This window comes from uncultured Roseobacter sp. (genome assembly GCF_947495275.1).
Taxonomy (GTDB): domain Bacteria; phylum Pseudomonadota; class Alphaproteobacteria; order Rhodobacterales; family Rhodobacteraceae; genus Roseobacter.
Window position 1 is genome coordinate 246,980 of record NZ_CANLYL010000006.1, and the last position, 20,820, is coordinate 267,799.

The 20,820-nt window shown below is 56.4% G+C and carries 20 protein-coding genes and 1 pseudogene; 15 read left to right on the plus strand and 6 right to left on the minus strand.

What is annotated here, in order from left to right:
* Positions 1-4: 4 nt before the first annotated feature.
* A pseudogene (locus tag Q0802_RS13450) lies at positions 5-262 on the minus strand (DUF1403 family protein); the annotation flags it as partial.
* A gap of 163 nt (positions 263-425) precedes the next feature.
* Between Q0802_RS13450 and Q0802_RS13455 the strand changes: the two are divergent.
* On the plus strand, positions 426-1,523 hold the full coding sequence (locus Q0802_RS13455; RefSeq protein WP_298919127.1) for a tyrosine-type recombinase/integrase: 1,098 nt from the start codon (positions 426-428) through the stop codon (positions 1,521-1,523).
* Positions 1,524-1,528: 5 nt separating this feature from the next.
* Here Q0802_RS13455 and repC read toward each other — a convergent pair whose 3' ends face one another.
* From repC to repA, 3 genes are all read right to left on the minus strand, one after another.
* A complete protein-coding gene (gene repC / locus Q0802_RS13460; protein ID WP_298919130.1) occupies positions 1,529-2,821 on the minus strand; it encodes a plasmid replication protein RepC in 1,293 nt (430 codons plus the stop codon).
* Positions 2,822-3,031: 210 nt separating this feature from the next.
* Entirely contained in the window at positions 3,032-4,012 is a 981-nt protein-coding gene (gene repB / locus Q0802_RS13465; protein WP_298919133.1) for a plasmid partitioning protein RepB, read from the minus strand.
* 2 nt (positions 4,013-4,014) lie between these two features.
* A complete protein-coding gene (repA, locus tag Q0802_RS13470; RefSeq protein ID WP_298919136.1) occupies positions 4,015-5,196 on the minus strand; it encodes a plasmid partitioning protein RepA in 1,182 nt (393 codons plus the stop codon).
* Positions 5,197-5,597: 401 nt separating this feature from the next.
* Here repA and Q0802_RS13475 point away from each other — a divergent pair, with 401 nt between their 5' ends.
* From Q0802_RS13475 to Q0802_RS13535, 13 genes are all read left to right on the plus strand, one after another.
* Positions 5,598-6,506, plus strand: a complete 909-nt coding sequence (locus Q0802_RS13475; RefSeq protein WP_298919139.1) for a hypothetical protein — start codon at positions 5,598-5,600, stop codon at positions 6,504-6,506.
* Between the two features lie 101 nt (positions 6,507-6,607).
* Positions 6,608-7,564, plus strand: coding sequence for an AAA family ATPase (locus tag Q0802_RS13480; protein WP_298919142.1), 957 nt, complete (start codon positions 6,608-6,610; stop codon positions 7,562-7,564).
* Complete coding sequence (locus Q0802_RS13485; protein ID WP_298919145.1) at positions 7,561-8,466, plus strand: DUF58 domain-containing protein; 906 nt, start codon at positions 7,561-7,563, stop codon at positions 8,464-8,466. The genes Q0802_RS13480 and Q0802_RS13485 overlap by 4 nt, the downstream gene beginning before the upstream one ends.
* Positions 8,463-8,834: a hypothetical protein gene (locus tag Q0802_RS13490; RefSeq protein WP_298919148.1), complete on the plus strand. Its 372-nt coding sequence runs from the start codon at positions 8,463-8,465 to the stop codon at positions 8,832-8,834. Before Q0802_RS13485 ends, Q0802_RS13490 begins: the two co-directional genes overlap by 4 nt.
* Complete coding sequence (locus tag Q0802_RS13495; protein ID WP_298919149.1) at positions 8,827-9,789, plus strand: VWA domain-containing protein; 963 nt, start codon at positions 8,827-8,829, stop codon at positions 9,787-9,789. Before Q0802_RS13490 ends, Q0802_RS13495 begins: the two co-directional genes overlap by 8 nt.
* Positions 9,786-10,685 (plus strand): VWA domain-containing protein, encoded by a 900-nt coding sequence (locus tag Q0802_RS13500; protein WP_298919151.1) that lies wholly within the window; start codon positions 9,786-9,788, stop codon positions 10,683-10,685. Before Q0802_RS13495 ends, Q0802_RS13500 begins: the two co-directional genes overlap by 4 nt.
* Complete coding sequence (locus Q0802_RS13505; RefSeq protein ID WP_298919153.1) at positions 10,682-11,356, plus strand: hypothetical protein; 675 nt, start codon at positions 10,682-10,684, stop codon at positions 11,354-11,356. The genes Q0802_RS13500 and Q0802_RS13505 overlap by 4 nt, the downstream gene beginning before the upstream one ends.
* Positions 11,353-12,552 (plus strand): hypothetical protein, encoded by a 1,200-nt coding sequence (locus Q0802_RS13510; protein WP_298919155.1) that lies wholly within the window; start codon positions 11,353-11,355, stop codon positions 12,550-12,552. The genes Q0802_RS13505 and Q0802_RS13510 overlap by 4 nt, the downstream gene beginning before the upstream one ends.
* A gap of 142 nt (positions 12,553-12,694) precedes the next feature.
* Positions 12,695-13,411, plus strand: coding sequence for a response regulator transcription factor (locus Q0802_RS13515; RefSeq protein WP_298919157.1), 717 nt, complete (start codon positions 12,695-12,697; stop codon positions 13,409-13,411).
* Positions 13,412-13,422: 11 nt separating this feature from the next.
* Entirely contained in the window at positions 13,423-14,580 is a 1,158-nt protein-coding gene (locus Q0802_RS13520) for an FIST N-terminal domain-containing protein (RefSeq protein ID WP_298919159.1), read from the plus strand.
* A gap of 2 nt (positions 14,581-14,582) precedes the next feature.
* A complete protein-coding gene (locus Q0802_RS13525) occupies positions 14,583-16,883 on the plus strand; it encodes a PAS-domain containing protein (RefSeq protein ID WP_298919161.1) in 2,301 nt (766 codons plus the stop codon).
* 1 nt (position 16,884) lies between these two features.
* The gene (locus Q0802_RS13530) at positions 16,885-17,544 is read left to right on the plus strand and encodes a hypothetical protein (RefSeq protein WP_298919163.1); all 660 of its coding nucleotides are present in this window, start codon (positions 16,885-16,887) and stop codon (positions 17,542-17,544) included.
* Positions 17,541-17,894, plus strand: a complete 354-nt coding sequence (locus tag Q0802_RS13535; protein WP_298919165.1) for a hypothetical protein — start codon at positions 17,541-17,543, stop codon at positions 17,892-17,894. Before Q0802_RS13530 ends, Q0802_RS13535 begins: the two co-directional genes overlap by 4 nt.
* Before the next feature lie 69 nt (positions 17,895-17,963).
* Here Q0802_RS13535 and Q0802_RS13540 read toward each other — a convergent pair whose 3' ends face one another.
* On the minus strand, positions 17,964-18,773 hold the full coding sequence (locus tag Q0802_RS13540; protein WP_298919167.1) for a quinoprotein dehydrogenase-associated SoxYZ-like carrier: 810 nt from the start codon (positions 18,771-18,773) through the stop codon (positions 17,964-17,966).
* A 126-nt stretch (positions 18,774-18,899) separates the two neighbouring features.
* On the opposite strand from Q0802_RS13540, the gene Q0802_RS13545 reads away from it, so the two are divergent.
* A complete protein-coding gene (locus tag Q0802_RS13545; protein ID WP_298919169.1) occupies positions 18,900-19,943 on the plus strand; it encodes a quinoprotein relay system zinc metallohydrolase 2 in 1,044 nt (347 codons plus the stop codon).
* A gap of 7 nt (positions 19,944-19,950) precedes the next feature.
* Here the strand turns inward: Q0802_RS13545 and Q0802_RS13550 are convergent, their stop codons facing one another.
* A complete protein-coding gene (locus tag Q0802_RS13550) occupies positions 19,951-20,568 on the minus strand; it encodes a hypothetical protein (RefSeq protein WP_298919170.1) in 618 nt (205 codons plus the stop codon).
* Between the last annotated feature and the right edge of the window lie 252 nt (positions 20,569-20,820).

A 20,820-nucleotide genomic window follows, 5' to 3' on the forward strand; every position in this document is an offset into this window, starting at 1 on the left:
GGCCCCGCGACGTGCCTAGCGCCATCAAATGATAGGAGTCCCCGATATCGGCTTCCCGCGTCAACCGCCCCTCCAGTTTTGAGGTTGCCGTCGCAGCATTCAGCGTTAGTCGGTTGGCGAGTAGTTCCACAAGCCCGCCATGGCGCGCATCAAAGACCATTTGGTCCAGAACCATGAAGGCCGCGTTTGACAAAAACGCCACATCTTCAGGGTTTTCTGAGCGTGCCAAGGTGACCCGACCCAGCAGTTGCGGTAAGATCATTAAGCATGACTGAGAGGATGCGTAGCTGGTATGTCATACCACAACACTATCGTGTCGCGGCGCTTTTTGACATAATGACTTACCCAAACCGCCCCGCCCTGCCTTTTTCTATTATGTCCAATAATCTTGCCTTATCAGTCATAAACAAGCTAGGTATACACCTATGTCAAATAATCCCGAAAACCCATCTCGAGCAATCAAAGTTCCGCATCCCCACGATAATGACGAGGCAATTGCGCTTCCTTCAGATGTTGCTGGATCTGGTACGCTCGACCTGCTTGTCAAAACTGCGCAGGATTATTCCAAACACGCTACCTCCGAAAATACGCGGAAGGCATACGCTAGGGACTGGGCCCATTTCAGCCGCTGGTGTCGTCGTCACGGTGCCGATCCAGTTGGTCCAGCCCCCTGCCCTGATCTGCAATTGATTGGGCTCTACCTCACTGCACTCGCAGGGTCTGCTGACAATACTGCCTTTGGGGTAAGTTCCTTTTCTGTCAGTACCATTGAACGGCGATTGTCCGGTCTTTCTTGGAACTATGCGCAACGCGGCTTCACGCTTGACCGCAGGGACCGCCATATCGCAACTGTTCTGGCGGGGATCAAGCGTAAACATGCGCGCCCACCCGTGCAGAAAGAAGCGATCTTGCCAGAGGAGATCATCGCAATGGTGACCACCCTGCCCTTCGATCTTCGGGGGTTGCGAGATCGTTCTATTTTGCTTTTGGGCTTTGCAGGAGGATTGCGACGCTCCGAGATTGTCAGCCTTGATGCGGGTAAAGATGACACGCCTGACAGTAGAGGATGGGTGGAGATTCTGGAATATGGAGCTTTGCTTACACTCAACACAAAAACCGGCTGGCGCGAGGTTGAGATTGGCCGAGGATCCAGCGAACAGACCTGTCCCGTGCATGCGCTTGAACAATGGCTTCACTTCTCTAGGATCGATTTTGGCCCTATTTTCGTGCGTATTTCGCGCAGTGGGAAACGGGTGATGGAAAGCCGTCTCAATGACCGGCATGTGGCCCGCCTCGTCAAAAAAACTATTCTTGATGCAAATATTCGCCCTGAATTGCCGGAGAAGGACAGGCTGGCGCTTTTTTCGGGCCACTCGCTTCGTGCTGGGTTGGCCTCCAGCGCTGAAGTCGATGAACGTTATGTTCAAAAGCAACTTGGTCATGCCTCTGCCGAGATGACCCGTCGCTATCAACGGCGTCGCGACAGGTTTCGGGTGAATTTGACTAAGGCGGCTGGGTTGTAGTGAGATCACGAAATTTCCCTGTGGAGACGCCCGACAAAACTCCGCTCTAGGTTTAGGGTTCCATCGCTAGCTTTTTTCATCATTCCACGAAGATACCCGGCAGGTGAAAAAAGCTCTCCAGTGCAGAATTTCTCAAAGACGAGAACCACAGCGGCGGTTGCTGACCGTTGCCCCATTTGTTCATGTGCGAGATGCCTGAGTTTCTCCGATATTCCTATCATGGGGCAAATCGTGGCGGTTGTTCGTTGTAAATCAGGCCAGTGTTTTAGATAGCCTCCAAGATCATGGGCCCAAGTCTGAAATTCGGGACAAGCCTGGATTATCGTAGCGAGGTCTAGCCTCTTATTTGTCTCACATCTGTTTTTCAGATCAGGCTTTGTGTTCTCACTACTATTTATGGATTTAAGTTCATTTGTAGTTTGTATGTGGGGTTCATTATTGGTCTCCCTGGGGTCCGAGTTCCCTGTGTCGCTGAGGCTTTGTTTGCGGAGAGTTGAGTTTCCTTGGATGTCATTGTCGGTCTGGCTTCCTAAAAGCACTTCGTCTACGAGCTCACTTAAATCATTGAATCCATTTAATTTTATGGTGATCTGATTTGAATCAGAGTTGTGATTGGGCAGGAGATGAACAAGGTCTCGATACTTGGCCCTCAATTCTTCCAACAGTTTTGGTGATATGGAGCAGGGAGCTTCGAGACGTGCACGAATGGTGCGTCTGACCACGGTGATTTGGCGTTTGAGTTGCTGGCAGAGCATCCGTTCTGCTTTCAGTTGCTCATATACACATTCAAATTCTTCGGCGCGTGCGGCCAAAGGTGACAGGTCAAACCCGTAGGCTTCAACGATATATCCGTTGCCATCCCTGTGGCCCCAACGTTTACCATTTGAACTGTCATTAAATGCGATGATACAAGCTTCTGCCAGTCGCCTTATGTGTCGCTTTAATGCTGAGAGCGAAAAGCCCGTGTGTTGCATCAAAAGCGTATTGGAGGGCCAGACAATTGGTCGTTTGTCCTCTTCCCAGTCTTGTGGTTGCGTGAATGCACAAAGCGTATCCAACAGCAAAAGATCTGCCGCCTTTAAGCCAATGTGCGCGCCAACTTTCTTTACTGCAACGATCGATCTGGCTTTGCTGACGGTCTGTCTTTCTCCTTCTTCTGCTAGTTTTTCAGTGATGAGAAGGGCTTGAGACTGCTTGCGCCATCCATTCGATGGCTGGCTGTCTTTGAGAATACCTTTCCCGATCCGAGGCGCTTCACGCTCGGTTGCTCCTTGTGGAGCTGAGTACAAATGTTCCATGGCCTGTCAGCACACATAGAAAACCTGTTCGTCCAAAGACGTTTTTCGTTGTTTCACGAATCAGAGGCTGCTAGGGTCATGGTGTCTAAGCAAAACCGCGCTTCTCAGCGCTGCAGCCCTCGGGACTTCGGTTTCGAGGGTTTTTCTTTAGGTGCCTTCCTCCTTTCTGCTCGTTGCCTGTATTCGGGTGCTAACAGGTGTTAACACCCCCTACCCTTTGGGGCTTTCTGACTGAAACCGCTCAAAGGATTCCTTGATAAGACCTTCAAGATGAAGGTCCAACCAATCCGCAAATTTCTCTGTACTGCCTTTCCTGGCGATTGAGAGCTGCAGAGAGCTCTTGCCGCTTCTTATGCTCACGCCAGGAATTGGTTGCTGCTCGCGTGAAATTCTATCTTGCGGACCGCGGCGAGACTGGGCAGCGATCAGCGCGTCGAGCCGGTTGTCCGACGATGGTTCGGTACCTGACTTCGCCAAAAACTTAAGGGCTGCCTGTTCCGTGAGTTGATCTGTGTCGAATAGCGTCGCGAGGGCCATCCATTTTGGTCGCCCCGCCTCAGGCGCCGCGCCAATCGCGTCGCCGACATTCATCGGAACAAGACGCACAATCCGTTCGAGTTGGGACAATGTATTCTTGCTGATGGCTAATGCTTCGATGGTTTCCGAGCGGGAAAAGCCCTGTTCTAGAATCGCATGCGCAAACCGAGCCCGTTCGTAGTAGCTGAGTTCGGTACGGCTTGCGTTTTCTAGACCTTTTGCCTTGAGCGCGTCGGTATCATCCAGTGTCCGGATGAGCGCTTTCACAGGAATATCCAAGTGTTTGCAGGCGAGGATTCTCCGCCGGCCATAGATGACTTCAAAGTAGCCGTCGCGATCTTTAGAAGGTCTCAGCAGCACCGGTATTTGTTGACCGGCCGAAGCGATGCTGTCTGCTAAATCTTGAATACCGGGCTGTAGATTGCCGCTGTTAACAGCTGTTAACTCGACCTCAAGCCGGTCTTTTGGCCCCCAAGGCAGGATTAGTCCGGGATCAATCTCCTGTATGCCTCCAAGCCCGGCCCGTACGGAGCCAATAGTGCCCTTTGGCAAGGTGCGCTGCGCACGCTCGCGTGTCTCGGCCGCGTCCGCTGTCGACCCGGCAGCTGCTGTTATGGCGGCCATGATTCCAGTTTTGTTTTTTCCCATTGCCATGATTACCGCCCCCAAGCCTGTTGGATCATTTGCGCCACCTCGGCCCCCACTGCATCCATGCTGCTGCGAGCCCGGTCATACGTCGAACGTGTCATTTCGGCCCGTATGACTTCATAGATTGACATTTTAAGCATTGCCGCATCGGCGATCGCGGTGCTGCGCAAGCCGGTCGCCGCAACAACGCGATCCTGGAAAAGAGCGCGCATCAGGCTGACGATTTGCTGACTTGGAATGTCACTTGGATCGTCTCGCGTGATCAGGAAAGAGAAGAAATCATGATCAAGCTGAACCCCTGTGTCTTCGATGACCCCAAGATACGCGGACGTCATCTCGACAAACTGTTGTGTCGAAGCCAGATCTAACATGCTGGGTGTCATCGGAACAATCACGGAAGTGGCTGCATAAAGCCCGGTGAGGGTCAGAAATCCGAGAGCAGGGGGGCTATCAATGATCACGACATCGTAGTCATGCTGAACGGTCTCTATTGCGCGGCTTAGTCTCTCAAAAAATGCGACACCCCGCCCTGCGTTCACCGCGGTTTCCGTTTCAAACTCACTCAGGACAAGACGTGCTGGCGAGAGATGTAAACCTGGAAAGTAAGTGCGTACGATCGCATCGGACATGGGCAGCGGGTCATCGTAGCGCAGCGCATCGTAAATTGATGCCCCGTCGAACTCGAGCTCTGTTTGTATGCCACAAAATCCGGTCAGACTGCCCTGCGGGTCGAGGTCGATCGCGAGTGTGCGGTATCCGTTCAGCGCGAGGTAATGACATAGGTGGATTGCCGATGTGGACTTGGCTGAGCCGCCTTTGAAATTCATCAGTTGAATAACTTGCAGCTTGTCGTCTCCACGGCGACCAGGAAGGTATTTGCCCGCCGAACGCGAGCCCTCCTCGAGCGTTTGCCGGGCCCGCAGGATTTCATCACCGGAGTAGAACCGACGGCCATTCCTGATGATGGTAGGCTCGGGGAGAGATCCATCGGAGTGGCACTTCCGCAGGAATTGGCCCGTAACGCCCAGCAGGTCGGCGACTTCGGTCGCGCTGAAATTTCGCAGGTGTTTGCGTTGGTCCGGCGCGTATGCCTGCTGAAGGTGGGTGGTCAAAGCCGTGTGTAGACGCGTCGCCATCTCACGCGTAAGGTCAGATTGAGTGGCCGCCTCAATGGGTGACGTTTGGAACATGGTTGTCTTTTCTTTGCTCGAATTGGCTTATTTGCGCAACTTGACTCTTAAAGGCCGCGATTCACCCTGCTAAGTCAAGGATTTTATCCACAGATTGTGCCTGTACCTTCTCGGGCCACAAGGGGCATGGCATAGCGCGCTACTGTTAACAGCTGTTAACTGCGCCGAGTATGGCGATGGTGATGGGAATCTTCTAACCCTCCAGTCTCAAGTTTGACACTGAAAGCTGCCTCAAATCCATTGCGTGCTTCATCGAGATTTCGCCGAAAATGAGTGCTAGCAAAACTGGCGCGGCTGATTTCAGCTTGCCGCGATATATTGGTGAAAACTGCTGCCGGTGGGTGGTAATTGTGGACGCAACGGAACTCAGGAGCTAGGTTCCTCCGTCAAAGGAGAAGGCAGTGCGGGTTCTTTGGTTTTTGTCTCTGGTAATTGCGTTGGTATCCTCGCCTCTGGCTGCGGATCGGGCAGCCTACGTGGATTTGGCGCGGCGGGGATGGAGTTACGAGCTGAGGACGACAATGGTGGGGCGGGATTTGTCGATCCCCGTCCATATTCATGGGAAGGACCTTGCAGGCGCGAGCCTATGTCTCGTCGGCGAAAGACCTCATGAAGCGTCGATCACAATCATCAATGCTTTCCGAAGCCTTGCTTTGCACGCCTTCGGAAAGCGCATGCCGATGCGCTATGCGGGGCGCAGCGCGGCGAATTGCGGTTCTGGTAGAACGGTGGTGCTGCGGCTTTATTCCGGCCATCCCCCAAACCGGGATCTTTCCGCCGATCTGCGCTGGATGAACAAGGTTTACCAATTGGGTTTGCCGGCGAGAGGGGATTTCGCGGCGTCATCTCCCGCCATGGCGCAAACGTTTTTTGGCCGACGCGGGCAGGGAACACATATCATGGTCAAGCAACCCGCCTTGAATGAGCTTGGGTCGCTTGAGACAGCATTTTATAAATCCATCCTCATTGAGGAGCTGTTTCAGTCCTTTACCTTCGGAATGGACATCTTGCTGTTCGATCGCACAGCCGCGTTTCAGTCAAAACTGCAGGAGACGCCACTCAATCTGCACCGCCTTCCCTGGAGTTCCCGAGCGTTCATGCGGGCCTTGGTCAGTTCCAACCCGACAGGGCTTTGCACGTTCGACGTCTTTATGCTGCATGCCGTGGCCGAAGCGCCGGTGGACCAGACCACCGAACCGGGCTTTATTGATTATGTCGACCAGAACTACGATCAGTTGTTTGCACGTGCCCTCGCTACCATGGCTGATCCTCAGCTGGCTGCACTCTTTGACCCGACGTGTCGCTTGTGATTTGAGGGACAGGGTTAATACCTAAATGGGTATTTGCGGTTCTGGTAAGTCCCGTTAGCTTCGGTGCAGATGGTCATCCACATATGTGGTCAGGGGGACCAATGGACACCAGATCAGACACGACACCATCGGGCGTTGCAACGCTTGTTTCACATTTGTCCTCTGGTCTTGTCGGACATGAGTATCTGATCGAAAGACTGCTGGTCTCTCTTTTGGCAGGCGGCCACATGCTTGTCGAAGGCGCGCCGGGCCTGGCAAAGACGCGGGCGGTCAAGTGGTTGTCGGATGCGGTTGAGGGAAGTTTCGCGCGGATACAGTGCACGCCTGATCTTATGCCATCCGATCTGACCGGAACCTTGGTTTACCGACCACAGAACGCGGGGTTCGAGTTTGTTCAGGGACCGGTGTTCAATAATCTCGTACTGGTTGACGAGATCAACCGCGCACCGCCCAAGGTACAATCAGCGCTGCTTGAGGCGATGGCCGAGCATCAGGTAACGGTGGGGAATGACACCCACAAGTTGTCGGATCCCTTCCTTGTCGTCGCCACTCAGAATCCGATTGAGCACGATGGTACCTTTCCGCTGCCCGAAGCCCAACTCGACCGGTTCATGCTGCATGTGGTTCTGCAACTACCTGATATCGATACGGAAAGGCGTATCCTTGATCTTGTGGAGTCTGAGGGGCAGGAGGGCGTTGTTCCATTTGAGCCGATGTCGCTCGACAAGCTGTCTGAGGCACGTGAAGCCGTGCGTGGCGTTCATCTGGCGCCGGAGTTGCGCGACTATATCGTGCGTCTGGTTGATGCCACACGGCAGGGGTCCCTGTCAGAAGATGTTGAACATGCTGTTTCCCCCCGCGGAACTTTGGCCCTTGCAGCTTCGGCGCGTGCGCGTGCGTATCTGAAGGGACGTGACTACGCTATGCCGGAAGATGTCGCGGCTCTGGCAGCAGATACGCTGGCGCATCGGCTGGTGCTGAGTTGGCGCGCGGTTGCGGATGGTCGCCGACCGAGAGACTTGATCGCCGACATCGTCTCCGCCGTGGAACCCCTGTGACGGCGGCGCTTGATGCTCCCGGTATCGCTTTGCGCTCAGATGCGCTGATTGCGCTGCGCCGGGTGATCATGAATGCTGAAACGGCACCGGTTCTGGCTAATCTACCCGGCGGCTACGCGACGCGGCGCAAGGGGCATGGGTTGGAAGTGGCTGACATGCGCGAATACGTGGCGGGGGATGATGTTCGTCATTTGGATCGCAATTCAACTGCCCGAACCGGTCGTTTGCACATTCGCCAATTTCAGGAGGAACGCGACAGGGTCAGTTTGCTGATTGCTGATTTCCGGCCCGCCATGTTCTGGGGGTTACGACGGGCATTTCGATCCGTCGCTGCTGCTGAGGCCCTCAGTCTGATTGGTTGGAGCATCGTGGAAAGCGGTGGACGCGTAGGACTGTTAGCGATAACATATAAGGGATCAGTGATCGTGCCGCCGCGTGGGCGGGCAAGAGGTATGCTCGATGTCATTGGTGGTATGGTCGAGGCCCATGCCAACAGCCTTGCTGCGATGGCTGGAAATGGAGCCCAGACGCAGGCGTTGGATATCGGGCTTTCCCGGGCGGAAAAACTGGCCCCTTCAGGGGCCGAACTGATCATCGCCTCTGGCTTCGATACGCCAGGGCCCGGTCTCGCGGACCGACTGAATGCCCTCGCACGACGGCGCACCCCCCGTTTGGTTCTGATCACGGATCAAAGCACCAGCCACATGCCACGTGGGCGCTATCCGGTGCGATTGGTGGACGGGCGTCGATTGCGATTATCACTTGGCGGGGCAGGGGGGGCTGAATTTCCGCCCGTCCAGTCGATTGCAGGCTACCCGGCACTCACGCTGGACGCGGGAGAGCCGGTGGAGCAAACAGCGCGTCGAATTCGGACGGTCTTCCAAAGGGAGCAGGCGGCATGACCGACCGGGCGCTGAGCGAAGCTGCGATGCTGAGCAGTTTGCGAGACATCCGCCTGCCCGCAGATGCAGCGGGCGGCGTCGTTGCAGAGCTGGCGCTGATCGTAGGATTGTCTGCCCTGGCGGCGCTGCTGGTGGCCGGGATGCTGCGATTGGTGAGCCAACGCGCGCGCGCGCCTGTGCCGCAGACAATGACCGACAGGCTTGCCGAATTGCGCGGATTGAGAGAGGGGGATCGGCGAGTAGCACTGCTCCATCTTTTGCGCAGCCACGCACCAGATCGGTATGTAGAAGTTGCATCCAATCTCTACGTTCCGGGAAACGAGCTGGAGAACGATGCCTTGGAGGCGGAGGTAGCACGCCTTGCTTGATCTCGCCGATCCATGGGTTTTGCTGCTGTTGCCCTTGCCGTTGTTGGCCGCACGAATTTTGCGCGTGGGTCAGGTTTCTGGCGGCGCGCTGCGTGTGCCTGATCGTGTTGGCGCGGGGTTGGTGGCAGCGGGGCAGGGGCGCGCTGACGCTTTCCGGATAAGTTCACGACAGGGGTTGCCTTGGTTGATCTGGGCATTGCTGGTCATTGCGCTCTCCGGCCCTCGCGATCTTGCCCCGGTCTCTGCGCTAAAGGTGTCGGGGCGCGATCTGGCGATTGTACTGGATTTATCCGGCTCCATGGTACGCGACGATTTCGATCTCGACGGTCGGCAGGTCACGCGGTTGGAAGCTGTGACAACGGTTGGGGCGGATTTCGCGCGTCGCAGAGCAGGGGACCGGTTGGCGCTGGTTGTTTTTGGCTCAGAAGCCTATTTCGCCGCCCCGTTTTCATTTGATACCGAAGCCGTGGCGCGACGGATCGAAGAGGCGGCGATCGGCATTTCCGGACGTGCAACGAATATTTCAGACGGCTTAGGTCTGGCACTCAAACGCCTGTCCACCAGCGATGCGGTCTCTCGGGTGGTCATCCTGCTGTCAGATGGCGTCAACAATGCAGGCGCCACAAATCCGCGCGGCGTGGCGGAACTGGCCGCACAGATGGGTGTCCGCGTGCATACCATTGCCCTGGGTCCCAAAGATCTGACGACTGCGGAGGCCGGTGAACGTGGGGTGGTTGATGCGGCCACCTTACGCGCGATTTCCGACATCTCGGGGGGCGAAAGTTTCCGGGTGCGCACAACGGATGATTTAATTTCCGTCATGCAAGCGCTCGATGCGCTGGAAGCAACGGATGGTGACGGTCTGGCGGCGGAAGTCTATCGGGATTACTGGATTTGGCCGGCGGGTGCGTCGATCATCCTCTCGCTCTTGCTTGCATGGCGGGATTTGACGTGACCGCGCTCGATTTCACATTGCTCAGGCCAATGTGGCTTCTGACACTGCCGGTTTTGGGGATCGCGGCGTGGTGGCTGGCAACACGCCGCGGCGGATTGGGCGATTGGCAGCGCGCTGCGGATACCGCGCTGCTACAGGCCATGACCGCGCTGGGACGGGTAGACAATCAGGCAAGCCGTGGACCGCTTTGGGCTATCCTTACCGTTGTGCTGATCAGCGTCGTTGCTTTGGCCGGACCAGCTTTGGAACGGCGCGATACGCTCTCGTTTCGCAATCTGGATGGTGTGGTTTTTGTGGTCGATGTATCTGGCAGCGTGACCGAACATTCCAACTGGCCGCAATTGCAAACGATGGGTCGCTTCGGGCTTGCATCCTTGGGAACACGCCCGGGTGCTCTGATCGTCTTCGCGGGTGACGCATATGTGGCTACCGATATGACGCTGGATCATTTGCAGCTGGGCCAGACGTTCTCGCTTCTTGATGCGGCATTGGTGCCTGACCGGGGATCGCGCCCCGAGCGCGCGCTGGCGTTGGCGGTGCAATTGCTGTTAGACGCACAGGTCATCGCCGGAGACGTCATTCTTTTGACCGATGGGGCTGGTCTGGGCCCCGCCTCGTTGCGCGAAACTGCCGCGATTTCAGAACTGGGTGCTCGTGTGTCACTTATCTCAATTGATACGCCGACCGCTGCCTTTGACACGCACGCGCGTGCGGGTGGTGGAGAAGTATTTGCCCTTGATCAATCCGAGACGCTCTTACGTTGGCTACAGGCCGATGCCCGCACGCGGTTGGAAGCGCAGGACTATCCATTGCTGTTCTGGAAAGATATGGGTCGCTATCTGCTGGCGCTGGCGCTTCTGCCGCTGCTCTTGTTGTTCAGGCGGCAGCCATCATGAGAGGGTTGGCGATCGTGGTTGTTGTTGCCCTGAGTGCCTCGTTTTTTCTTGGCGGCACGGCGCCTCTGGCCCGCGTGCTTCTTGCCGCAGGGTTTCCTTCATTGGCCGCGCCGCTCTTTTCGACTGCGGATTGGCGCGGTGTCGCCCAGTTTCGAGCGGGTGCTTATAAATCGGCTGCGCGGTCATTCGAAGAGGCTGATGAATTCAATAACCTCGGCATTGCCGAAGCTTTCCTTGGCAATCACGCGGCGGGTCTGGAGGCGTTTGATCAGGCAATCGCCCGGGGTCACCCGGATGCTCAGGCCAATTTCGATGTATTGGCGGCATTCTATGCCGGGCTTGGCATAGATGCTGAGACCCTGAGCCTTTTTGCGGAACGCAAGGACGGCCCCACCGCAGAAAGTTTCATCGCGCGAGGTGACGCCCGCGCAGCGGGCACGGGCAGCGAGGTGACGAACAACAATACCATGTTGGGTCTGGCGCAATTGGACAGTCGCGGCCGTTTGGGCGTCAGGCAGGTCTTCGATGACAAATTCATCGTGGCCGATGATCGGTGGTTGAGGCTTCTGTCGGATGTTCCCGGAGAGTTTCTGGCGGCCCGGATAGCTCAAGAGCATAAGCGGCGGATCAAGTTGGGACTGTCTCCTCCGGCGGCGGAGACCCCGGAATGAGAGTAGCGTGGACCTTAATCTTCTTGCTCTGGCCGTTTGCGGTTTCCGCACAGACCAAAGCCGTTCTGCCCAATGAACTGAGCCTAGCGGTGACTGTCGAACAGACAGATCATACCCCCTTTGTGCGCGAAATGGTTCTGATCACCATTCGGGGTATCTACCGGCGGCACATCACACGAGAAATGCTAACCCAACCTGATTTAGACGGGTTCAGTTGGACCCAATTGGGGCCGGACACCTGGCGTGATGAAAGGTTGAACGGTGAAAAGGTTAAAACCCTGACGCGCCGCATGGCGATCTATCCTGACCGGGCCGGTGATCTGACCATCGGGGCTTTTACCCATAACCTGACTCTGACAGATGAACGCGACGATTGGTTTGAGCATCCAATCTATTCAGAACCGGTGACCATCACGGTCGCTCCTGCACCGGCCATTGAGGGTTGGTGGTTTCCCGTTAAATCCCTGAAGATATCGGACCAATGGTCGAATGCACCCGACCAGCTTGAACCGGGCGAAGGTGTGTTGCGGGTTATCAGGATCGAAGCGCTGGGGGTCACGCCGGAAATGATACCGCCGATGCCTGATTTGAATTCACCATCGGGCATGATTTTTCCCCATCCGGACAAACGGTTGGCGGAGCTCTCTCCCGCCGGGCCGATTTCCTATTCCTTTTGGCGATGGACGGTGCGACCCGGCAACGACAATTCCGCCATCGTTGAGCCGATAAGTTTTCAGTACTTCGATACTGTGACACGACAAATGCAGACGGTATCGATCTCGGCGCAACGTGTGGCCTATGGAAAGGCTGTCCCGCAGGGCAGGCAACAGACTGCGCCTGTCTTGGAGCCCGCCCGCCTTCCTGACTGGCCAGCGGCGGCGTTGGCGGTGCTGGTGTTCGTGACTGGATTTGCGATCGCCCATTCAGGCTGGCGGCTGGTTGGGGCTTCAGCGCTCAGCCGGTTTAAGCTATTTGACCCTTTGCGCCGCCGCCTGCGCCAGGCAGCGAGGAAAGGAGAGCTGATTGAGGTGCGTCGGCATGCAGCAGCGCTTATGACGCGGGATGGGGGGCATGCAGTGCGTGCGCAACTCTTGTCTGATCTGGATGCGTCGATCTGCGATCCGAACGCCGCGCCACCGGTCCTTGCGGAATTTGTTCGCCGCTTTCTGGCCATCCCCACGGAACATGCCCGATGAATGCCGGGCGAGCACAGAAAATTTATTTCCCAATACTGTTCTGAATAGTGGGCGTTTTTTGGCGTTAGTCGCGCATTGCGTCTTTTAAGTTGTTGAAAACTTGAATTTTCCCGATAGTTTCTTTGGTGGGAGGATTGCCAAGATGAAACATGCGACATCGCCGGTCGCACAGGAAGCTGTGTCCAGAATACTGATTGTGGACGACCATCCGCTATATAGCGATGCGCTCGAAGCTGCTTTGGACTTGATCTACGCAGATTGCGATATCCACAAAGCCAGCAGCCTCGGGGCGGCATTGGACATCATTGCAAACGGATTTTCGCCGGAATTGGTGATGTTTGATCTCAAACTGCCCGATGTGTCGGGAATATCTGGTTTTGACAAACTACGCGCCCAGATCCCGGGGGCCCATATTCTGGTCATTTCTTCCCTGGCTTCCGTGGATCTCGTGCAATCGCTGATCCGGCAGGGCGCATCAGGTTTCCTGCCCAAAGACGCATCAGCAACCAAACTCAAAGCTGTTCTTGCCGAAATTACCGCAGGGCACATCTATGTGCCGGAAGATTACCGGATTCAGGGCGATAGGGAAGGGTGCGCGCCCGCTGAAAAGGTACACCCGATCTTGCAGGAGTTAACCCCGCAGCAGCAAAAAATCATGAAGCTGATATGCCGGGGCAAACCGAACAAGCAAATTGCATATGAACTCTCGCTGGCCGAGGCCACCGTAAAGGCGCATATCACGGCACTTTTGCGTCGGTTGGGTGCGCGTAACCGGACCCAGGCGGTCGTCATGGTGGAGGGGGCGATCGCTGCGCAACCCGGACTGGAGCCTGAAGCCCGCGCGTTCCTCAACAATTGAGGGTTTGAACAATGATCGGACACGCGCCGGACCCTTCTTTTGTAAAGGCGATAACCTCTGACGCCACCGAACCTGCGGAAGCGGTCGCCGAGCTTGTGGAGATGGTTGACCCGTCAGAGACGTGCTTTGTTCTTGCTTTCGCACCCGGCGGGCGAAACGTTCAGCCATTGGCGCAAGCGCTGAATGCAGGTTTGGGCGGCATTCCGGTGTTCGGATGTTCCTCCGCCGGGCAAATCACGGGGCAGGGGTATGAAACCGACGTTCTCTTGCTGCTGGTCTTCCCCAGAAAGCACTTTCGCTGCGCGTCCATGCTGATGACGCCGCTGTCCTCGCAATCCACAACGGACATTGCTGCAGAAGCTCAACGCCAGATGCGCAAGTTTCGCCATACGGCAGGATGGAACCGGCTGGGTCTGATATTCACCGACGGTTTGTCGGCCCAGGAGGATGTCCTGGTCTCAACACTGGAGACCGTCTTGGACGACCTTCCTATTTTTGGCGGATCTGCCGCGGATCATTTGCAGTTTGAAGAAACATACGTATTGCACAATGGGCAGGCGCATCGTGACGCGGCGGTGCTGTTGTTGTTGGAGACCAACTTGCCATTCTCCGGCATCGAGTTTGATCACTTTTTGCCCGCCGAGACGCAGATCGTGATCACCCAAGCCGATCCCGAAGCTCGGAAAGTTTTTGAGATCAACGGTGCATTGGCCGCACCGGAGTATGCACGGCTTGTTGGATGCGAGGTCTCCGAGCTATGTCCGCAGGTTTTTGCGGAAAACCCTTTGCTGGTCGAGTTCAACAACAAGCACTACGTTCGCGCGATTTCAGATGCGGATGATGCGGGTGGATTGTCCTTTCTGGCCGCCATCGATGATGGGCTGGTCATGAAACTGGGGCAGGGACAGGAAATCATAGAAACTCTGCAAACGGGTCTCGATGTTGCGGACGCCCGGGGGGGCAAACCCGATTTTATTCTCGGCTTTGATTGCGTTCTGCGGAAGCTGGAGATTGAACAAAAGCAGCTTGGTCAGCGTGTCTCAGCGATTTTGAGCAGCAATAGAGTGCTGGGGTTCAACACCTACGGCGAACAACACTGCGGCGTACATATGAACCAGACCTTTGTTGGTGTTGCTTTCTTCTCGCCGGAGGAAAGGGATCTCAATTGAGCATGATAGATCCCCAGGACCCATTGGAGCTTCAGCTTTCCAAGCAGGCAAAAATCATTGATGCGCTGATGCGCCGCGCTGGCCGTCAGAGAGAGCTTTCCGGTTCGGCCTATCAAGCCTTTCAATCCGCGATCGAACTCCAGCAGAAGGTCGCGGCGCAGAGCCGTGAGCTGGAAACGGTTCGCCATGAAACCGAAAGGACCCGGCACAGCTTGGCTCAGGCGTTGTCCGCCATGGAGGAGGGCTTCGCGCTGTTCTACGATGGCCGTCTGGACGTCTGTAACGACCTTTTCCTGAACCTTCTGCCTGATGTTGCCGGCGAGGTCTTGCCGGGTCTGGAGCTCGACCGATACTTTGGCCTGATCCAGCAAAGCAGGCACCTGGTGTCGACGGATCTCAGCCTGGATCATGCGGCGAATGTTCTGGCGCGCGGCTATCAGGCCAGCCCAGTCGTTTCTCTGGTGATCGAGCTGACACAGGATCGTTGGTACCAGATGAGCGCGCAGGTGACGTCCGAAGAGAATACAGTGCTTCTTTTTACAGAGATCACGGCTTTGGCGCGCCGCAATCGTATCGAAAAAGAACATCTGATTGACCAGCAGGCGGATTATCTCAGCGCGGTGTTCCAGAACATGGGATCGGGGGTCTGCACCTTCTCTGCGCAGGATGAGTTGATGATGCAGAACGCCCGGTTCCGCGAAATCCTCGATCTGCCGGTGACGGCTGTGCGACCGGGCGTGACATTGAAACAATTGCTGGATTTCATGGGCAGTCGCGCCCAGATTGCCGACAATGCCCTGTTGCAGGTGGACGGTTGGCGCAGCGAATTGCGCAAACGCGGATTCCTGCGCCGCCGGGTGGATCATGGCGCAGACAGGGTCATCGACCTGCACGCGAATGTGCTGCCCGACGGTGGCTTTCTGGTGGAAGTCAAAGACGTCACCTTGGAGACCCGCTCGACGGAGCTGCTCGAAAACCGGGTGATGGAGCGAACGGCCGAACTGACCCGGGCAAACGCAAATCTGACGGTCCAGTATCAGCAACTTGCCCGTATCGAAGAAGAACTGCGTTTGGCCAAGGAGCGGGCCGAAGCTGCGGTCTCGTCCAAGACAAGATTTCTCGCCGCGGCAAGCCATGATCTGTTGCAACCGATCAACGCCGCAAAGCTGTTGATCTCGACGTTGCAGGAAACCACGCGGGAAACCTCGTTTTTGCCCATGGTCGACCGGCTACAGGGCGCGTTCAGTTCTGCCGAGCAACTCTTGCATTCGCTGCTGGATATTTCCAGGCTGGAAAGTGCCGACCCCGATACGGTCGACCCGGCAGAGGTCAACATTGGGACGTTGATCGAGGGTGTGCGCGCGGATCAGGAATTGGTGGCTGCTCAAAAAGCGGTGCGTCTTGATGTTGTCCCCTGCTCGCTGACGGTTCGTTCCGATCCGGTTTATTTGCTCCGGTCCATTCAAAACCTTGTTGTGAATGCCGTGCAATACACCAAACCGGGTGGCCGGGTTCTGGTGGGCTGCAGGCGCAAAGGCAATAAAGTGGCCTTGCAGGTCTGGGACACCGGCATCGGCATATCCCGCCGGGATCAGACCCGCATTTTTGATGAATTCACGCGTGCGGAAAACGTGCCGTTGGAATCGGGAGTGGGTCTGGGGCTATCAGTGGTGGACCGCGCGTGCAGATTACTGGATCACCAGCTTTCAGTGCGCTCTAAACCGGGCGTTGGGTCGGTGTTTTGCATTGAAATCGACGTGGTCAAGAATGTGCAGCCAGTCGTCGAAGCCCCTAAACTGCTGAATAATACCGAAGACGTACCGCTCAACTATATTGTCATGGTGATCGAGAACGACCCGGATGTGCTTTATGGTACGGTTCAATGGTTGGAAAACTGGGGCGCGAGCGTTCTGGCCGCTGCCGGTGTCGCTGAGGCGATGAGCATGTTGGACGATCTCGGGATGGCGCCTGACATCATATTGGCAGACTACCAGCTCGATGATGGCGAAACCGGCGTGGAGGGCATTCGCGCGGTCAGGGAGGCCACCGGTGTAACTGTACCGGCAATTGTGATCACCGCGGATCGCAGTGTTGCGCTGCGTCGGGAAGGATTGCCAAAGGATGTATCGGTCCTGTCCAAACCGGTGAAGCTCTCGCGCCTGCGTCCTTTGATCGACTGGAAGGTTCGCTGGCATGTGCAGTCGCGCAAACAAGCAGCTTTTTCCGAACCCGGAGCACAGACCAAGGTCGACGATGACAGCCGCACCGAGGGGCATAAAACTAACCTTCAGGGAGGACATTGATATGCTGAAGTTTCTGACGGGGGGGCTGTTCACTTTGTTCATGGCGGGCGCGGTGCTTGCCACGCCTCTTGAGGGTGAAGCGACCTATGACATGTTGTTCCGCAATGGAACCCTTGACCAGATCGACCGCGGCGCTCAACTCGTCTACGCGCGAAAGGTAACAAACTCCCTGAAACCCGAAGCCGCTGACCGGGATACCGGAGATATTGCGTTGAGTTTTCGCGGCGAGAAATCTGAAATGGCGCTGTTGGAGTTCCGGCAGGACGGGAAATACCGCAAACTCGGGACCTTTCCGGCAAGTGTCGGAAACCCGATGATCATGTATTTCTACGAAACCATTGTGCGCGATATGGCAGAAGCCGCTGGGGGGTCGCCGTTCTATATTCGCAATCGGGTCAAGGAAGCGTTGATCCAGGAATCGGATGTTGTTGTGGGCGAGGCTATGGTCAATGGTCGCATGGTGGCCACGCAGACCGTGCGTCTTTACCCGTTTGATGGTGATCCCAATATCGACCGCATGAAGGGCTTTGGTGATCTGGAACTTCGCGTCACCATGTCCGATGAGGTGCCGGGTTGGTATATGAGCCTGATCGCTGAAGCGTCCGGCGGCGAGGTTTATCGCTCAGAGCTGCGGTTTGATCGGTTGGACGCGCCGCAATGAGGTGGGGCGTCAGACAGCTTGTTTTGGCTGTGGTTTTCTCGGGCATGGCGCAGGCGCAATCTGTTTCGGAAAAACTCAACGACTATCCAACGGCGGCACGCGCCGACTATGTCTTTGCCTGTATGGTGACAAATGGCCAAACGCGCGAGATGCTCGACCGTTGCGCCTGCTCCATTGATGAAATAGCCGCGATACTGCCTTACGAGCAATATCTTGAGGCCGAAACGGTGCTCTCTATGCGTCGGGTTGGTGGCGAACGCATGGCATTCTTCCAAAGCGCCGCGATGGCAGAGAATCTGGTCGCAGATTTACGGCGTGCCCAAGCGGAGGCAGAAATCGTCTGTTTTTGATCCCTTGCGAACAGAATTGACCGCAGGGTCCCCGCTCCCTGCGATCAATGCGACCAGCCAGTGGGCGCCCTAGCTGCTGGCCGCTTTTGGCAATACGTTTTCCCAACTGTTGCCTTCGGTGTCAGTGGCTTTCACCGTCAGTGCCGTAGATCCATTGTCGTTATAGGAAAACCGGAAGACCGGGTTTTCAGAGATCGAGATGCCGCCGTCCATGGTGAACAGCAGATCATCTCCCTGCCAGACCTCCAGATGGTCGATGAAATGCGCCGGAATGAATAGCTGGGTAATCTGATCACGTTGCAGACCCGAATAATTCGGATGGCGCACCATAATCTGTGCCTCGCGGCGTGGGGTCGATACCAGGGCGCCGGATTCGAAACTGCGCAGTTTCATCTGCCCCATGGAATTGAGAGCCACAGCCGGGTCTTTTGTTGCAGGCGCAGAGCAACCTCCCGAAGCCTTCACATAGCGGCCGGTCATTTTCAGACCGTCAGGGGTTTCGGCAATAACGCGGACGTTGGAGTATTGATTGACCCTGACGCGCAATTCGAAATCCAGCGCGCCCATGCCTTCGGCAAAGGCAAAGACCGCCGCAACAGGCGCGGGGTTTTCATCAACCACAACCGTTGCAGCCGTGATCCGTGTCTCCGGGTCCGCTTGCGTCAGCACAATGGGGACAGTCGCAGCATCATGCGCTCTGTAAGGGGCGTCAATTTCGAGAACACCATCCGCAGAGGCCAAGGCCGCATCGCCAACGACATCGCCTCGCAGATCTTCCCACGTGATGCTGTCAGTAAGTGGGTTTTTGACCGTTTCACCGGCCCAGCCGGGGCCGCACGCCAAAGCTATAAAGGCGGCTGTGACCAACAGTTTTGACATTATGCGCGCTCCTTCAGCAGCGAAATCGCGTCTCAGTATCACAAATTGAGCTAAAAAAACATACCGACCAAAGGCGGCTTTGGTTCGCTCCCAAAGATGTGAAACGATCCGCCGCGGAGGTATTGGATGTTCGAAGCGGTCATAGCCCTATGCGTCGCCCTCACGGATGGACCCTGCAGGGACCACCTGCTGCCGGGATATGAGGCGCAGGACCTCGCATCTTGCGAGGCTGCCTTGATTACCAAGCCGCCTGATCTTTCAGCAGAGGCTCCGCTTGTAGCAAAAGGGGCCGCCCGATGTCAGCAGACGGGTGACGCGTTGAGTTTCAGTGAGGTTGCGGATGGTGTGTTTGTACACGTTGGCGCCATTGAGGAGCCTGACAAAAGCAATCGAGGCGATACATCAAATCTTGGATTCGTGATCGGGGAAAGCAGTGTTGCGGTCATTGATACCGGCACTGCGCGCTGGATGGGGGAGGCGGTTTGGCGGGCGATCCGGCAACGTACGAACCTGCCCGTCAGCCATGTCATTTTGACCCATGTTCATCCTGATCACGTGTTGGGAACCGCAGCCTTTTCGACCACGGAAGCGCAGGTGATCGGGCATGCTAATTTGTCCCGCGCGCTGGCGGACCGTGCGAGCAACTATATCGAAAGCCTTGATCGTCTGATAGGGACGGCTGATTTCCTCGGCACCCGTGCGGTGGCCGTAGATACGGTGGTCGAGGATGATATGATGGTTGATCTGGGCGGGCGGACACTGCGATTGCAGGCTTGGCCCACGGCGCATACGGGCACCGATATCACCATATTCGACGTGGCAACGGGCACGCTTTTTGCTGGTGATCTGGTTTTTGACCGGCATACCCCGGCGCTGGACGGCAGTTTGCGTGGCTGGCGAGCTGTGATGGCAGAGCTGCAAGCGTTTAAGCTTAATCTCATTGTGCCCGGGCACGGGGGCCCGACCCTGCGCTGGCCCGAGGGCGCCGCTGCCATGACGCGATACCTGGGCGTGCTCGAAGCGGACACACGCGAAGCAATAGATACAGGCATGAGATTGGGTGCTGCCGTGGAAACGATCGCGCAGAGCGAGGCCGACCGCTGGCAGCTTTTTGACGCCTATAATCCGCGCAACGCCACCGTGGCGTTCACCGAGCTGGAGTGGGAGTGATGGGATCTCAGCCCTGGTCCTGAACCAGCTGCTGCAGGAGCTGTGCGATGCTGAAAAGGCGCCGCTCGATGATCACGGGTGTTTCGCACAGATATTGGATCGAGCGCTGTCGATCCGTGTAGATCACTTGATCCCAATCTATCTGTTCTTCAAGGGCGTCCACCTTGTCAAAATCGGGGGCCTCTTTGTCCATCTGGGCCGACATCTCGATCCGCGCGCCTTCGATCTGTTCGGCCAGGGCGATTTGGCTCAGCGAGAAATCACCGATCCCATTGATGATTCGGGAGCGTCGCTTGTTGAGACCTTCGAAGACATTTGCAAATATCTGCCCAAGGATATCCGCGTTGCCACCGTGACGTCCCGCGAAATCCTCGACTTGTGGGCGCAAGTCATCAAGGGAGACTCTGCGCAAGGACAGCGCCCCTGATAAATCGGCCATTTCCTGTGCAAGGTCTTCGTCTTCCGGGATCGCGGCTGGATCAATAGGAAGCGCCCACATCAGACCAAGCGACAGGTTTTCAACCTTCCGCTGAATGCAGGGCCAGGTCGGATCTGCGAAATCTGCGGCCTGTACAGGGAGGGTGGCCCCAACGAGCACATATGCCAGAGCAATGGATCTGAACATCGCGGTCCTTTCCGATGTATCGCAAGGTACTATGTCCGACCTTTGCCCAGCTGTCCATCTGACCCAATACCCACCATTGTCTTAGTTGTTTTGGCCCCTCTGCGGCGCTCATACTCTGGCGGGAATATGAGCGTGTGAAAACGCCAAAAAAAGATGAGGGATCATTTTGATGCTGAGGACGCGAGCTGCGGTTGCGGTTGCTGCTGGGAAGCCATTGGAGGTTATGGAGGTTAACCTTGAGGGGCCTCGTGC

Bases quoted from the DNA above. Each gene is read 5' to 3' on its own strand.
- Q0802_RS13455 (WP_298919127.1), top strand. From the start codon at position 426: ATGTCAAATAATCCCGAAAACCCATCTCGAGCAATCAAAGTTCCGCAT.
- repC (WP_298919130.1), bottom strand. From the start codon at position 2,821: ATGGAACATTTGTACTCAGCTCCACAAGGAGCAACCGAGCGTGAAGCG.
- repB (WP_298919133.1), bottom strand. From the start codon at position 4,012: ATGGCAATGGGAAAAAACAAAACTGGAATCATGGCCGCCATAACAGCA.
- repA (WP_298919136.1), bottom strand. From the start codon at position 5,196: ATGTTCCAAACGTCACCCATTGAGGCGGCCACTCAATCTGACCTTACG.
- Q0802_RS13480 (WP_298919142.1), top strand. From the start codon at position 6,608: ATGGACACCAGATCAGACACGACACCATCGGGCGTTGCAACGCTTGTT.
- Q0802_RS13490 (WP_298919148.1), top strand. From the start codon at position 8,463: ATGACCGACCGGGCGCTGAGCGAAGCTGCGATGCTGAGCAGTTTGCGA.
- Q0802_RS13505 (WP_298919153.1), top strand. From the start codon at position 10,682: ATGAGAGGGTTGGCGATCGTGGTTGTTGTTGCCCTGAGTGCCTCGTTT.
- Q0802_RS13510 (WP_298919155.1), top strand. From the start codon at position 11,353: ATGAGAGTAGCGTGGACCTTAATCTTCTTGCTCTGGCCGTTTGCGGTT.
- Q0802_RS13515 (WP_298919157.1), top strand. From the start codon at position 12,695: ATGAAACATGCGACATCGCCGGTCGCACAGGAAGCTGTGTCCAGAATA.
- Q0802_RS13520 (WP_298919159.1), top strand. From the start codon at position 13,423: ATGATCGGACACGCGCCGGACCCTTCTTTTGTAAAGGCGATAACCTCT.
- Q0802_RS13525 (WP_298919161.1), top strand. From the start codon at position 14,583: ATGATAGATCCCCAGGACCCATTGGAGCTTCAGCTTTCCAAGCAGGCA.
- Q0802_RS13530 (WP_298919163.1), top strand. From the start codon at position 16,885: ATGCTGAAGTTTCTGACGGGGGGGCTGTTCACTTTGTTCATGGCGGGC.
- Q0802_RS13535 (WP_298919165.1), top strand. From the start codon at position 17,541: ATGAGGTGGGGCGTCAGACAGCTTGTTTTGGCTGTGGTTTTCTCGGGC.
- Q0802_RS13540 (WP_298919167.1), bottom strand. From the start codon at position 18,773: ATGTCAAAACTGTTGGTCACAGCCGCCTTTATAGCTTTGGCGTGCGGC.
- Q0802_RS13545 (WP_298919169.1), top strand. From the start codon at position 18,900: ATGTTCGAAGCGGTCATAGCCCTATGCGTCGCCCTCACGGATGGACCC.
- Q0802_RS13550 (WP_298919170.1), bottom strand. From the start codon at position 20,568: ATGTTCAGATCCATTGCTCTGGCATATGTGCTCGTTGGGGCCACCCTC.